This window comes from Mycobacterium sp. PS03-16, assembly GCF_004570325.1.
Lineage (GTDB): Bacteria > Actinomycetota > Actinomycetes > Mycobacteriales > Mycobacteriaceae > Mycobacterium.
Genome location: NZ_SPQO01000029.1, coordinates 1 through 12,851 on the forward strand (window position 1 = coordinate 1; position 12,851 = coordinate 12,851).

Sequence of the window (12,851 nt, forward strand, 5' to 3'; positions counted from 1 at the left end):
CTCGTCGAGCGCATCGCGCCGCGCACCGCCGCGGCCGCGCGGCGCATCGAGGTGGCGTCGGCCGCGGTCGTGGCGCTGGCGCTGCCGGGCGGCACCCCGCTGCCCCAGCAGTCCGGCGTCCTGGTCGCCGCGGGGGAACGGTTGCACGCCAAAGCCGTGACACTGTCGTCGCGCAAGTGGGGGCAGCGGGCCCGGTCCAACGTCGAACTGCTGCGGCTGTCCTACGGCCGCTTCGGCGATCAGCTGGCCCGCAGCACGGGCGACGACGACCTGCTGGCCTGGGCGGCCGAGGACCTCGGCACGCTGTTCGGCATCGACGCCGAACCCGTCGACAGCCACGTCCAGCGGTGGATCGACGCGATGCCGCAGTACGGGCCGCACCACGCCGATCTGGTGGCCGAACTGCGCTCCGGGTTGCCTCCGGCGGTCGCCGTGGCCGGCGGCTATCTGGACGGCATCGGGGTGCCCGCGTGTGTGGCCTCGGCGACACGGGCGGTGGCCGCGCTGGCCAGCGCCGGCGTGGCACGATAGGCGTATGGCCAAGCTCGACTTCGACGCGCTCAACTCCACCATCCGCTACCTGATGTTCTCGGTGTTCGCGGTGCGGCCGGGGGAACTCGGGTACGACGAGAAGGCCCGCGCGGCGGTCGTCGACGACACCGCCACGTTCCTCAAGCAGCAAGAGGAGCGCGGCGTCGTGGTCCGCGGGCTCTACGACATCGCGGGGATGCGCGCCGACGCCGACTTCATGATGTGGACCCACGCCGAGACCGTCGAGGCGCTGCAGGCCACCTACTCCGACTTCCGCCGCGCCACCGTCCTCGGCCGGGCGAGTACCCCGGTGTGGAGCAACGTCGCCCTGCACCGGCCCGCCGAGTTCAACAAGAGCCACATCCCGGCGTTCCTCGCCGGTGAGGAGCCCGGGAACTACATCTGCGTGTACCCGTTCGTCCGGTCGCTGGACTGGTACCTGCTGCCCGACGACGACCGGCGCCGGATGTTGTCCGAGCACGGGATGGCCGCCCGTGGCTACAAGGACGTGCGGGCCAACACGGTGCCGTCGTTCGCGCTCGGCGACTACGAGTGGATTCTGGCGTTCGAGGCACCCGAGCTGCACCGCATCGTCGACCTGATGCGCGATCTGCGCGCCACCGACGCGCGCCGCCACGTCCGTGAGGAGACACCGTTCTTCACCGGGCCCCGGGTCGGCGTCGAAGAACTGGTCACGCGCCTGCCCTGACGCCTCCCGCAACGCGTCGCCGCGTTCGGTTACCGCTTCCTCGGGATCTTTGCTAGGTTCGCAGGAGCGGTGCACATAGCCCAGCTCAGGGTATCCGTCGGTGCACGATGTCGAGTTTGGCTGGAGGCGTTGGTGCCACACCTGCGAGCGTGGCCGCGCATCCCGCTGGCAATCGCGTTGTCGGCGCTGACCACGGTGGCCGTCGGCACCTGGGTGCAGGGCGGGATGCCCGCCGCCGCACTGGTCAACAACCTGGGATTCGTCGCGCTCGGCGCCTACGGGATGGGCTGCGCGGTGCTGGCGGCGCGCGCCTCGTCCGGCCGGATGCGGGGCACCTGGATCTGCTGGTCGATCGCGCTCGCCGGCTGGACCGCGGCCAACGTGATCTGGAGCGTCCACGAGTTCGTCCTGCACCGCGAACCGTTCCCGTCGCCCGCCGACATCGGCTACATCGTGTTCACCGTGTTCGCGTGCGGGGCCCTGGTGCTCGCGCCCATCGGCTCGGCCGGCCAGTCGCGGATGCGGCTGCTGCTCGACGGGCTGATCGTCGCGCTGTCGCTGTTCATGCTGTCGTGGGTGCTGGTGTTGCACAGCGTCTACGAGACCTACCGGGCAGACCGGTTCGCGCTCGGCCTGGCGCTGCTGTACCCGGTCGCGGACCTGATGCTGATCGCGATCGCCGTGCTGGTGCTGGCGCGCGCCCGCCACGAGCACCGTCGCACCATGGGGCTGGTCACCGCGGCACTGGTGGCGATGACCCTGTCGGACACCGCGTTCGCGCTGCTGACCGCGCGCGGCGCGTACGTCAGCGGCCACGCCGTCGACACGGGCTGGCTGGTCGCGGTCGCCACCCTCGGCGCCGCGGCGCTGCTGAGCCTGGACCGGTCACCGGCCGCCGATACCGCCGCCGCGGTGCCCACCCGGATGTCGCTGTGGCTGCCGTACCTGCCGCTGCTGGTGGGCGGCACGTTGACGTCGGTCGCCGTGCTCGACGGCGTGCTGCAGCTCGCCGCCCCCGCGGTGATCGTCGCGGTCTGCCTGCGCCAGTCGCTGGCGTCGTGGGAGAACCGCCGGCTGCTGCGGATGGTGGCCGAGCAGGCGTTGCGCGACCCGCTGACCGGGCTGGCCAACTGCGCGCTGTTCAACGACCGGCTGGCCCATGCGATGGCGCTGCGCCAGCGCGACGACCGGGCGGTGGCGGTGCTCTCGCTGGACCTCAACGACTTCAAGGTGGTCAACGACAGCCTCGGCCACCCGGCCGGCAACGAACTGCTGACCCGGGTGGCCGAACGGATGCAGGCCTGCGTCCGCGCCGGTGACACCGTGGCCCGGCTCGGCGGCGACGAGTTCGCGGTGCTGCTGGAAGGCCGCGTCGACCACTCCCACGACATCGCACACCGCATCGTCGAGGCGTTCGACGCGGCGTTCACCGTCGACGGGCACAGCATGCTGATGCGGCCCAGCGTCGGCCTCGCGGTCGCCGCGAACGACGAACCGGGCCTGACCGGTGACGAGCTGTTCAAGCGCGCCGACGCCGCCATGTACGCGGCGAAACGGTCGCGCACCGACGGAGTGCACGTCTACACCGCCGAGATGCGGCTGGTGTACCAGGAGCACCCGGGTCTGGCGCGGGTGCCGCACCCCGGCGTGAAGGGCCGCGGCGTCGCGGCCGTCCAGCTGCTCGGCGAACTGCGTCAGGCGATCGACCACCTCGAGCTGGCCGTCGTCTACCAACCCAAGTTCGACCTGGCGACCTCGAGGGTGGTCGGCGCGGAGGCGTTGCTGCGCTGGCCGCACCCCACCCGCGGGCTGCTCAGCCCCGACGAATTCCTGCCGCTGGTGCGCCGGCACGGGTTGATGGGCGCGGTCACCGAGCTGGTGCTCGCCAAGGCGCTCGACGACGCCGCCGGCTGGTCGGCACAGGGCACCCCGGTGCCGGTGGCGGTCAACCTGTTCGCGCCCGCCGTGGCCGACCCCGACCTGCCGTCACGGATGCTGCGCGCCCTGCGCTCCCGCGACCTGCCGGCGGGCGCGCTGACCGTCGAGATCACCGAGGACCTGTTCCTCGACGACATCGAGCGGACGTGCGCGGTGCTGCGGCAGCTGCGCGCCTCCGGGGTGCGCGTGGCCATCGACGATTTCGGCAGCGGGTACTCGGCGCTGAGCTATCTGCGGCAGCTGCCGATCGACGAGGTCAAGCTGGACCGCCAGTTCATCGCACCGATCACCGCCGACCCGCGCGCTGCCGAGGTGGTGCGGGCGGTGGTGGGTTTGGCCCAGGTGCTCGGTCTGAGCACCGTGGCCGAAGGTGTGGAGGACGCCGAGACCGCCGAGCGGCTCCGCGACTACGACTGTGACATCGCCCAGGGCTTCCATTACAGCCCGCCGCTCACCCAGACCGCGATGCTGGCGCTGCTGCGGGCAGAGGTCAACCCTGCGCAGGCACCAGCCGAAGCGAGATCGAGTTGATGCAGTACCGCTGATCGGTCGGTGTCGGGTAGCCCTCACCCTCGAAGACGTGGCCGAGGTGGCTGTGGCAGTTGGCGCACAGCACCTCCACGCGGTGCATACCCAGGGAGTCGTCGGTCCGCAGGATCACCGCGTCGGAGTCGGCCGGATCGAAGAACGACGGCCAGCCGCAATGGGATTCGAACTTCTCGGTGCTGCGGAACAGTTCGGCGCCGCACGCCCGGCACTGGTAGACGCCTTCGGTCTTGGTGTCGGTGTACTCGCCGGTGAACGGCCGCTCGGTACCGGCCCGGCGCAGCACCGCGAACTCCTCGGGTGTGAGCTTGCGGCGCCACTCGTCGTCGGTCAGTTGCACCTTCGGGGCAGTCATGCCTCCACGCTAGCGCGGTCGCGCCGGTCCGACATCCACGGCGGATCGATACCGTCGTCGAGGCGGTTCTCGGCCTTGGCGTCGAGGTAGCGGAAGTACAGCACCGCGAACACCACCACCAGCATCAGCGACCAGCCGTAGGTCACCTTCATGTACTCCAGGAACCGGCCGGTGGTGGGCCAGCGCCACATCAGCCACTTGTCCATGGTCATGAAGCCGTACACCGCCAGCCACGCCGGCCAGTTGCGCAGCACCGAGTTGGGCAGCACCACCGTCATGAGGAACGGGAACAGCATCATCGAGTAGTAGGCCTGGCCCAGCGACAGCACCAGGAACGACGCGATCAGCAGCACACCCGAGGAGGTCAGCATCCAGAACAGCGGGTCGCGGGTGCGGTAGAAGCGGTACAGCAGCACCAGGCTGGCGATCGTCAAGGCCAGGAACAGGATCCGCAGCGCGACGATGAGCAGCGGCGGCAGCCCGTAGTAGATGCCGTTGCCCTCGATCGAGCTGTTGAAGTAGTCGCGGGTGTCCATGATGTAGGGCAGCGTGCGGGTGACGAAGTTCATCGGGTCGCTCAGCAGCGGCCAGGCGGCGAGGTTGAAGACCAGCGGCACCGCGACGGCGGTGATCAGCGGACGCCACTGACGGTTGAGCAACGGCAGCAGCAGCAGCGGGGCCAGTGACGGTTTGACCACCAGCGCCAGGCCGATCGCCACCCCCGCCAGCCATTCACGGCTGTGGCTGCCGTCGAGCAGCCACCGGAAGAACAGCACCTCGGCCAGCAGCATGAAGCCGTTGATGTTGGTGAAGACGATCGTGTTGGTGACCGACTCGGTGCAGTACATCGCCAGTACCAGCGCCGGGGCGGCCACCGAGGCGAGCGTGTAGTTGAACATCCGCAGCAGGAAGTACGCGGCGACCAGCGTGGCCAGGCTGTTGAGCGTGAAGTACCAGTTCCGCGAGGCGAATTCCGGCAGGAAGCCGAACGGCGCGAGCAGCAGCGTCCCGCCCGGCGGGTAGAGGTAGTGCGGGTCGACGTGATCGAAGTGCTCGTTGTAGATGTCCAGGCCGAGGCGCATGTTCGACACCGCCCGGTACACCGGCCCGAAGTCGTCGGTGATGTAGCCGTTGGTGGCCAGCACGTAGGTGCGGTGGATCACCGTCATGATGGCCAGCGGCCACAACACGCTGCGCAGTACCGCCGCCGCACCGGGAGGCGAGGTACGTGGCCGGAAGGCGTTGGACAGGCCGGTGCGTAGAGAGTCTGCTGCCGCCACGTGCGAACCGTACACCGGGGCGCGCGGGGCCAGACGTCAGGCCGGACAGTACGTGTCGGTCTCCGGCAGGTTACCGCTGTCGAGGTAGCCGACGACCGGCGCGAGCGCGCACGACGAGTACACCGTGGCGCCGTGGCCGATGCCCTGCCACATCACCCGCTTGTTCGCCGCACCCGCGTTGAGTGCCGTCGCGGCGACCGCGGCGACGCCCTCGTTCCCGACGATGGGATCGTTCTGGACGCCGAGCAGCAGCACCGGCACCCCGAGGTCCTTGGGCTCCGGCGGGGCCGACCCGCTCGGCCAGTTCAGGCACTTGACCAGGTCGAGGGCGGCGACGGTGCCGAACTGCGGGTAGAGCTTGCCCCAGGCCACCACCAGTTCGCGGACCCGGTCGGGGGTGGGACGGTTGAGCGCGTCGCTGCAGGAGTTGACGAACTGTCCGTCGGTCTGGCGCAACGCCTCGGCGCGGGTGATCAGCGTGGTCAGCCGGGCGGTGTTCCCGGCCCGGGCGGCGGCCAGGGTCGCGCCGAGGTCGTTGGTGGCGGCCACGCCGTCACCGCTGGGATAGCCCAGCGCGGTCGAGATCGCGGTGGCGACCGCGGCCACCGACGCACCACCGGGTCCGTCGCCGGCGCGGGCCTCGTTGAGCAGTGCGTCCACCGCGCCCTTGGGGTCGGGCGCCAGCGGGCAGTTGATTGCCACGCATTGCGCGGCGAACGCGTCGAGCGCGGCCTGCTCACCTTTGACGCGCTGTTCGGCCTCGGCTTCTGCGTTGATCGCCAGCGGCAGCGGCGAGTCCAGCACCAGGCGGGCCACCTTGTTGGGGTGGGAGCCGGCGTAGGCGAGTGCGACCTGCGCGCCGTTACCGATGCCCAGCAGCGCCATCGACGGCACGTCCCAGGTGCTGCGGAGCCGTTCGAGGTCCTCGGCGGCGTGCGCGTTGTCGTACGCGGAGTCGCCAGGGGCGATGGTGTCGGTGCAGCTGGTCGTCGCGGTCATCGTGATCTCGCCGAGGGCGGCCACCGGATCGTCGCCGTAGGAGAACTGCGCCTGCTCGATCATCTCCTGGCGGTCGTAGAGGTCACGGCACTCCAACGCGCCGGACAGTCCCATGCCGCGACGGTCGACCGCGACCACCGGGCGCTTGTCGAGCACCGAGGCCTGCGACCGCTCCAGCCAGATCGGCAGCGCGGTCGAGGACGGCAGGTCCGAGCCGGTGGTCAGCACCAGCGGCCCGGCGTCCGAGGGGGTGCGCGGCGAGGTGGCGCGCACGACGCCGATGGTCACCGTGCCGTTCGCGCCGTCGATCGGGTCGAGGTCGGCGTCGTAGGTCGCGCAGTCCAGGGTCACGCCGGGCACCGGGTCGACCGCGGCGTCGGCGAACACCTGGGAGGTGCAGTCCCGCCACGACAGGTCGTTCTTCGGCGCGTCGATCGGCGGCGGGCCGGCCTGCTGCTCGGTGGTCTGCGGCTGCCCCTGCGGCCGGGCGCCGTCATCGGTGGCGTAGCGCGGGTTGGCGGCCAGTCCGGGCGCACAACCGGCGATCACCACGGCGACCGCCGGCAGGCTCACGGCCCGGAGCAGCTGAGGGTGCCGACGCATGCCGACCACAGTAGCGATCACCGGTGCCGGGCCCGGGCAGCCCGCGGTCAGCGGGTCCGCACGTAGCGGCAGTACAGATAGCCGTCGCCGTCGCCGAGGACGTGCGTGCGCGTCATCGCGGTGTGCACGGCACCCGGCCCGCCGACGATGCGGGGCGCGCTCCCGCCCACCAGCACCGGGGCCACGGTCAGGCAGAGCTCGTCGAGCAGGTCGGCCGCGGTGAGCAGACCGAGCACGCCGGGACCGCCTTCGGCCAGCACCCGCAGCAACCCGCGGCCGGCCAGGATGCGCAGCGCGGCGGCCGCGTCGACGGATCCGGGGTCGGTGCCGGAGGCGTCGATCACCTCGGCGACGCCGCCGAGCCGGTCGCCGGTGTCGGCGACGGCGTCGGTGCTGGTCAGGATCAGGGGCGGCACCTCGGTGCGGGTGAACACCTTGGCGTCGTGGTCGAGCCGGCCGCTGCCGGTGATCACCGCGATCGGCGGGACCTCGGCCTGTCCGCGCTGCTGGCGCGCGGAGCGGGCGGCGGGGGAGAGCTGAGCCCCGGAGTAGTTCTCCACCCGCACGGTCGACGCGCCGACGAGGATCACGTCGGCCGATTCACGCATGGTGTCGAACACCGTGCGGTCGCCGGCGCCGCCGAGCGCCCCGGATTTGCCGTCGGCGGTGGCGCCGCCGTCGACGCTGGCGATCATGTTGCCGCGCACCCAGCAGCGGTCCAGCCCGTCGGGGTAGCGGTAGAAGGCGCCGAGCCGCTGCTCGGTCACGCTGTCGGCGGGGCCGAGCACTGTGAACTGCGTCCCACGGGCGCTACCGGACATGGGGTCGATTGCAGCACGTCGCTACGCTGCTCGCATGCACGGGTCTGGTGGTGACGTCGGTCATCTGGTCGATCGGCATCCCACCGTCACCCCGGAACGGCTCATCGCCCAGCTGGTTCCGCCGCCGACGTTCGCCGACGTCAGCTTCGACACCTACCGGCCCGACCCGGCCGAGCCGTCGCAGGCCGCCGCGGTGGACAAGTGCCGCGCGTTCTGCGACGAGGCGGTCCGGCGGCGGGCGGGCAAGAAGAAGCTGTTCGGCAAGCGGGAGGTGCTGCCGGGTGTCGGGGTGTACCTCGACGGCGGGTTCGGTGTCGGCAAGACCCACCTGCTGGCGTCGTCGTACTACCAGCTGCCCGAGCCCAAAGCGTTCGCGACGTTCGGCGAGCTGACCCAGCTGGCCGGGGTGTTCGGGTTCGTCGAGAGCGTGGAGCTGCTCAGCGACTACGTCGTGGTGTGCATCGACGAGTTCGAGCTCGACGATCCCGGCAACACGACGCTGATCTCACGGCTGCTGTCCCAGCTCGTCGAACGCGGGGTGTCGATCGCGGCGACGTCGAACACGCTGCCCGAACAGCTCGGCGAGGGTCGCTTCGCCGCCCAGGACTTCCTGCGCGAGATCAATACGCTCGCAGGCATTTTCAGCACGGTGCGGATCGAGGGGCCGGACTACCGGCACCGGGATCTGCCGCCCGCGCCGCAGCCGCCCAGCGATGCCGAGGTCGCCGAGCGGGCGGCCACGGTGCCCGGGGCGACGCTCGACGACTTCGACGCGTTGTGCGCCCACCTGGCCACCATGCACCCGTCGCGCTACCTGAGCCTGATCGAGGGCGTCACGCAGGTGTTCATCACCGGCGTGCGTCCCCTCGACGACCAGAGTGTGGCGCTGCGGCTGGTGTCGCTCACCGACCGCCTCTATGACGCGGGCATCCCGGTGGTCGCCTCCGGCGCCAAGCTGGACACGATCTTCAGCGAGGAGATGCTGGCCGGGGGCTTCCGCAAGAAGTACCTGCGCGCGACGTCGCGGCTGCTGGCGCTGACCGCGGCCGGGCAGGACACCTGACCCCTAGACCGGGCGCACCATCACGTAGTCGTGTTCCACGCCCGCGCCGAGCCGGAACGTCTTGGTGCCGCTGATCGCGAACCCGTGCTTGGCGTAGAACCGCTGGGCGCGCCGGTTCTGCTGATTGACCCCGAGCCACGCGCAGCGGTACCCGGTGTCGCGCGCCAGCGTCAGCACCTCGGCCATCAGCGCCGCCGCCGCGCCCGCGCCGTGGCTGTCGGGCAGCACGTAGATCTTCGACAGCTCGAGCGCCGGGCGCGGAACCACCGCCCGCTGCACGTCGGCGTCGTCGGGCACCCCGCGGATCAGCATCGCGTACCCGGTGATCGCGCCGGCCTCGCGGGCCACCAGCACGACGCGGTCCGGGTCGGCGAGGTACTCGGCGAACCGCTGCCGCGACAGGTTCTCGTCGATGAACGCGGCGATGTTCTCCGAGGTGGCCGACGGCGGACAGGCGAGCGGGAAGGTCCTGGCGGCGACGTCGGCGAGTTCGGGGAGGTCGGCGGGGGTGGCCGGGTGGACGTCGGGGGCTAGAGGTTCCACTGGGCGAGATGCCGGCCGGTCAGCTTGTCGAGCAGCACCACATTGGAGACGAGGTCCCGGTAGCAGTCCCACCAGACGCCGCCGGTGATCGTCGACCCGGCGGGCGCGTTCTGCAGCGCGGCCTGCAGGGCGTCGGGGGCGTCGGTGTTGCGGGGTTCGTAGGAGTCGCCGGTCGGGGTGACGCCGCGGAATTGGAACGTGATGGCCATGGCGTAGGGGACGGGCACCCTGATCGGCTGCACGACAACGTTGGCGCGCCACACCTGGTTGCGTGGCGGGCGCGGCGGATAGCCGAAGCCGGGCGGGATCGGGGACGGTGCCACGCCGGTGACGGTCACGTCGGCCACCAGACCCTCGAACTCCACCCGCAGGGGCTGGCCGATGCGGCCGATCGGGCTGTCCGCGGCCTGCACCGGCGCCGCGACCAGGCCCGCGGCGACGGTCAGGGCCGTGATCAGCATCAGAATCCGGCGCATGTGTCCCTCCCTAGGTGTGCTTCGCATCTTGGCACACGGGCGGGCGGGGCCACACGTGTTCGGGTGCTGCGCGGTGGTTCAGGCCGCCTCGAGGTCGAGCAACGCGGTCTTGGCGGCCGGTCCGCCGACGTACTGGCCGGGGCTGCCGTCCGAACGCACCACCCGGTGGCAGGGGATGACGACCGGCAGCGGGTTGTGCGCGCAGGCGCTGCCGACGGCCCGGACGGCCCGCGGGTTCCCGACGGCGGCGGCCACCTCGGCGTAGCTGGCGCGGCGGCCGTACCCGATGCCGCGCAGGCGTTCGACGACGGTGCGGCGGAAGCCGTCGGTGAGCCGCAGGTCCACCGGGAGGTCGAAGGTGGTGCGCCGCTTGGCGAAGTATTCCTCGACCTGCCGGGCGGCGGCGTCGAGGCGGCCGGGTGCCCGAAGGATGCGGGGACTGACCCGGTCGGCCAGCGTGGCCAGTACCGCGCTGTGGTCTTCGACGTCGAAGGCCACGCGCACCAGCCCGGCCGCGGTGGCGGCCAGCAGCAACGGCCCGACGGGGGTGTCGACGGTGCGGTAGGCGATGTCGAGGACGCCCTCGGCGTCGGCGTCGGCGATGAGCCGCTCGTGCAGGCGGGACATGATGGTGTCGTCGGCCGGGGTGTCGAACATGTCGAGGCTCATGCTGGTTCGTCCTGACGGTAGCGAGTGCGGAGGGTTTTGAGGCCGTCGGCGCAGGCGCGTCGCGCGGCGTCGGGGGAGTTGCCGAGCAGGGCGGCGATCTCCGCGAACGGCATGCCGGCGATGTGGTGGTAGGCCACGGCCTGACGCTGTTTGGCCGGCAGCGCCGCCAGCGCGGCCCAGAGGTCGGGGTGGCCGTCGGCAGGGTCGGCATGCGAGGCGGGACGGTCGGGCAGGTCGCGGGTGGGGACCGGGCGCCGCGACCGGGACCGGCCGGCGTCGAGGGCGCGGCGGTGGGCGATCGTGACCAGCCAGGCCTCGACGTTGGCGTCGGCTGGTAGCGATGGGTACGCCCGTAGTGCGGACAGGAACGTCTCCGACCAGGCGTCCTCGGCGTCGGCGGGGCCGACGACGGCGCGGCAGACCCGCAGCACGGTCGTCCCGTACTCGGCGACGACGTCTTCGAACGGGCGCATCTTCACATCTTGTAGACGCCGTGCGGCCGGCGGTCGTGAGATCAGTCCCGCTTCTTCGGCGTCGCGATGGACTCGAGCAGGCCGACGAGGTCACTCTCGGCGCGCTGCCGGTCGAGGCCCAGCCGGTGCAGAGGTCCGTCGGCGTCCTCACCCTCGAACAGGGCGAGCAGCATGTGTTCGGTGCCGATGTAGTTGTGGCCGAGTCGCAGCGCCTCGCGGAAGGTGAGCTCGAGGGCTTTCTTGGCCGGGCCGTTGAACGGGATCAGGTCGAGCGCCTCACCGGTGCCCGGGGCCAGCGCGACGGCGGCGCGCACGTCGGCGGGGCTGATGCCCTGCGCGGTGAGCAGTGCGATGCCCAGCGACTCGGTGTCGACGAGCAGACCGAGCAGCAGGTGGTCGGGGGAGATCTCGGTGTGGCGGGCATCGCGGGCGGCGGTCTGGGCGTGCACCACCGCCGCGCGCGCCCGCGGGGTGAAGCGGGCGAAGCCCTGGTTCGGGTCGAGCGGTTCGGTGTCGGCCTTGGGGACGAAGCGCTTCTGGGCGGCCTGTTTGGTCACGCCCATGCATTTACCGATGTCGGTCCAGGAGGCGCCGGAGCGGCGGGCCTGGTCGACGAAGTGGCCGATGAGGTGGTCGGCCACCTCGCCGAGCGCCTCGGCGGCCAGAACGGCGTCGGTGAGCTGTTCGAGCGGTTCGGTGTGGACGGTTTTGATCGCGTTGATCAGGTCGTCGAGGCGGACGGGATGGGCGACGGGGTTCGACATGTCGTCAACTCTAAGTTGACGCGAGATTCGCGTCAACCTTGGGTTGACTTGGCGCCACGGGCTTAGCTGCGGATGTAGCCGCGCCGCACCGCGCGGTCAAGGATTCCGAGCGTGGCGCGCAACGCGCCCTCGGGGATCACCGGGAAGATCCCGGCCTCGCGCCACTTGTCGTCGATCTGCGACCAGTCGTAGAAGGACGTGACGACGGTGCCCTCGTCGCTGGGCTCGAGCGTGTATCCGTAGACGTGGCCGATCTGCGGGCGGATCTGGCCGAGGATGGTCCAGGCGATGCGCCGGGCCGGCTCGAATTCGCGGATCTCCACGGTGACCTGATATTTACCCATGGGAAAATCGTTGAGCGCCTCACGATCCATGTGCACCACGAAGCTGTCGCCGACGCCGGTGACCCGCGGGCCCTCGGCGTCCTGCAGCATGCCGGAGGAGTCGATGGCGACATGACCCTGCGGATCGCAGAGCACCTCGAAGATCGCTTCTGCGGCGGCGGGAATGGTGCGGCGGACTTCGATGCGATCGCTCATGGCCGTGATCGTGTCAGGACGATTATTGCGGGGGAGCGGTTTTCGATCGTTTGCCGGAGGGTATTCGTTTCCAGCATGACGGACCTTCACGAACTTCCGACAAGCGGTACGCGGCCGCCCGGACTGCGCCGGTCGGTCTCCTTCATTCATGAGAACGCGGACAGCGACATCGGGCTCACCGAGATCTCGGCCGCGGCGAATCTGACGCCTCGCGCGGTGCAGTACATGTTTCGCCGGCACCTGGGTGTGACGCCGCTGGAGTATCTGCGGCGGGTTCGGCTCGACCGGGCGCATCGCGATCTGCAGGCCGCCGATCCGACGGTGGACACCGTGAACTCGATCGCGGGTCGGTGGGGGTTCTCGCATGCCGGCCGGTTCAGCATCGCCTATCGCCAGATGTTCGGGATGCCGCCGAGCGCGACCTTGCGCAACATGCAGCCGCGCCGGGAGATGCGCGCTCGCTACGGCGCCTGACCGGCTCTCCTCGCGCCCTGTCCGGTTGATCGATAGACTGGCTAACGGGTTGGGGCGCGCGATTTCGA

The 12,851-nt window shown here is 70.8% G+C and carries 14 protein-coding genes and 1 pseudogene; 5 read left to right on the plus strand and 10 right to left on the minus strand.

Annotation, left to right across the window (positions count from 1 at the left end; all coding sequences use genetic code 11):
• The 3 genes and pseudogenes from E4P42_RS20600 to E4P42_RS20610 all read left to right on the plus strand — a co-directional run.
• Nucleotides 1–531: pseudogene (locus E4P42_RS20600) on the plus strand (FAD-dependent oxidoreductase); the annotation flags it as partial.
• Between the two features lie 4 nt (nucleotides 532–535).
• Nucleotides 536–1,240, plus strand: coding sequence for a hydrogen peroxide-dependent heme synthase (hemQ, locus tag E4P42_RS20605; protein ID WP_135127936.1), 705 nt, complete (start codon nucleotides 536–538; stop codon nucleotides 1,238–1,240).
• A gap of 132 nt (nucleotides 1,241–1,372) precedes the next feature.
• Nucleotides 1,373–3,709, plus strand: a complete 2,337-nt coding sequence (locus E4P42_RS20610) for a bifunctional diguanylate cyclase/phosphodiesterase (RefSeq protein ID WP_245234145.1) — start codon at nucleotides 1,373–1,375, stop codon at nucleotides 3,707–3,709.
• On the opposite strand, the gene msrB is transcribed toward E4P42_RS20610, so the two are convergent.
• Genes msrB through E4P42_RS20630 form a run of 4 tightly spaced genes read right to left on the minus strand, consistent with a single transcriptional unit; the run spans nucleotide 3,669 to nucleotide 7,782 of the window.
• Nucleotides 3,669–4,079, minus strand: a complete 411-nt coding sequence (gene msrB / locus E4P42_RS20615) for a peptide-methionine (R)-S-oxide reductase MsrB (protein ID WP_135127937.1) — start codon at nucleotides 4,077–4,079, stop codon at nucleotides 3,669–3,671. The two genes, E4P42_RS20610 and msrB, sit on opposite strands and share 41 nt — an antisense overlap.
• Nucleotides 4,076–5,374 (minus strand): arabinofuranan 3-O-arabinosyltransferase, encoded by a 1,299-nt coding sequence (gene aftC, locus E4P42_RS20620; RefSeq protein WP_135127938.1) that lies wholly within the window; start codon nucleotides 5,372–5,374, stop codon nucleotides 4,076–4,078. The genes msrB and aftC overlap by 4 nt, the downstream gene beginning before the upstream one ends.
• Nucleotides 5,375–5,395: 21 nt before the next feature.
• The gene (locus E4P42_RS20625; protein ID WP_135127939.1) at nucleotides 5,396–6,961 is read right to left on the minus strand and encodes an alpha/beta fold hydrolase; all 1,566 of its coding nucleotides are present in this window, start codon (nucleotides 6,959–6,961) and stop codon (nucleotides 5,396–5,398) included.
• Nucleotides 6,962–7,008: 47 nt separating this feature from the next.
• The gene (locus E4P42_RS20630) at nucleotides 7,009–7,782 is read right to left on the minus strand and encodes a pyrimidine reductase family protein (protein WP_135127940.1); all 774 of its coding nucleotides are present in this window, start codon (nucleotides 7,780–7,782) and stop codon (nucleotides 7,009–7,011) included.
• On the opposite strand from E4P42_RS20630, the gene zapE reads away from it, so the two are divergent.
• The gene (gene zapE, locus E4P42_RS20635; protein ID WP_209305833.1) at nucleotides 7,781–8,845 is read left to right on the plus strand and encodes a cell division protein ZapE; all 1,065 of its coding nucleotides are present in this window, start codon (nucleotides 7,781–7,783) and stop codon (nucleotides 8,843–8,845) included. The genes E4P42_RS20630 and zapE overlap by 2 nt on opposite strands.
• A 3-nt stretch (nucleotides 8,846–8,848) precedes the next feature.
• Here the strand turns inward: zapE and E4P42_RS20640 are convergent, their stop codons facing one another.
• The 6 genes from E4P42_RS20640 to E4P42_RS20665 form a co-directional block, all read right to left on the minus strand.
• Nucleotides 8,849–9,388: a GNAT family N-acetyltransferase gene (locus E4P42_RS20640; protein WP_135127942.1), complete on the minus strand. Its 540-nt coding sequence runs from the start codon at nucleotides 9,386–9,388 to the stop codon at nucleotides 8,849–8,851.
• Nucleotides 9,376–9,864, minus strand: a complete 489-nt coding sequence (locus E4P42_RS20645; protein ID WP_135127943.1) for a hypothetical protein — start codon at nucleotides 9,862–9,864, stop codon at nucleotides 9,376–9,378. Before E4P42_RS20645 ends, E4P42_RS20640 begins: the two co-directional genes overlap by 13 nt.
• 78 nt (nucleotides 9,865–9,942) lie before the next feature.
• The gene (locus E4P42_RS20650) at nucleotides 9,943–10,533 is read right to left on the minus strand and encodes a methylated-DNA--[protein]-cysteine S-methyltransferase (protein ID WP_135127944.1); all 591 of its coding nucleotides are present in this window, start codon (nucleotides 10,531–10,533) and stop codon (nucleotides 9,943–9,945) included.
• Nucleotides 10,530–11,006, minus strand: a complete 477-nt coding sequence (locus tag E4P42_RS20655; protein WP_135127945.1) for an RNA polymerase sigma factor — start codon at nucleotides 11,004–11,006, stop codon at nucleotides 10,530–10,532. Before E4P42_RS20655 ends, E4P42_RS20650 begins: the two co-directional genes overlap by 4 nt.
• Before the next feature lie 41 nt (nucleotides 11,007–11,047).
• Nucleotides 11,048–11,770, minus strand: coding sequence for a Clp protease N-terminal domain-containing protein (locus tag E4P42_RS20660; protein ID WP_135127946.1), 723 nt, complete (start codon nucleotides 11,768–11,770; stop codon nucleotides 11,048–11,050).
• Between the two features lie 62 nt (nucleotides 11,771–11,832).
• Entirely contained in the window at nucleotides 11,833–12,309 is a 477-nt protein-coding gene (locus E4P42_RS20665) for an SRPBCC family protein (protein ID WP_135127947.1), read from the minus strand.
• Nucleotides 12,310–12,384: 75 nt separating this feature from the next.
• Between E4P42_RS20665 and E4P42_RS20670 the strand changes: the two genes are divergently transcribed.
• Entirely contained in the window at nucleotides 12,385–12,783 is a 399-nt protein-coding gene (locus E4P42_RS20670) for a helix-turn-helix transcriptional regulator (RefSeq protein ID WP_135127948.1), read from the plus strand.
• The last annotated feature ends 68 nt before the right edge of the window (nucleotides 12,784–12,851 follow it).

Bases quoted from the DNA above. Each gene is read 5' to 3' on its own strand.
- hemQ (WP_135127936.1), top strand. From the start codon at position 536: ATGGCCAAGCTCGACTTCGACGCGCTCAACTCCACCATCCGCTACCTG.
- msrB (WP_135127937.1), bottom strand. From the start codon at position 4,079: ATGACTGCCCCGAAGGTGCAACTGACCGACGACGAGTGGCGCCGCAAG.
- E4P42_RS20625 (WP_135127939.1), bottom strand. From the start codon at position 6,961: ATGCGTCGGCACCCTCAGCTGCTCCGGGCCGTGAGCCTGCCGGCGGTC.
- zapE (WP_209305833.1), top strand. From the start codon at position 7,781: ATGGGGTCGATTGCAGCACGTCGCTACGCTGCTCGCATGCACGGGTCT.
- E4P42_RS20630 (WP_135127940.1), bottom strand. From the start codon at position 7,782: ATGTCCGGTAGCGCCCGTGGGACGCAGTTCACAGTGCTCGGCCCCGCC.
- E4P42_RS20645 (WP_135127943.1), bottom strand. From the start codon at position 9,864: ATGCGCCGGATTCTGATGCTGATCACGGCCCTGACCGTCGCCGCGGGC.
- E4P42_RS20650 (WP_135127944.1), bottom strand. From the start codon at position 10,533: ATGAGCCTCGACATGTTCGACACCCCGGCCGACGACACCATCATGTCC.
- E4P42_RS20655 (WP_135127945.1), bottom strand. From the start codon at position 11,006: ATGCGCCCGTTCGAAGACGTCGTCGCCGAGTACGGGACGACCGTGCTG.
- E4P42_RS20660 (WP_135127946.1), bottom strand. From the start codon at position 11,770: ATGTCGAACCCCGTCGCCCATCCCGTCCGCCTCGACGACCTGATCAAC.
- E4P42_RS20665 (WP_135127947.1), bottom strand. From the start codon at position 12,309: ATGAGCGATCGCATCGAAGTCCGCCGCACCATTCCCGCCGCCGCAGAA.
- E4P42_RS20670 (WP_135127948.1), top strand. From the start codon at position 12,385: ATGACGGACCTTCACGAACTTCCGACAAGCGGTACGCGGCCGCCCGGA.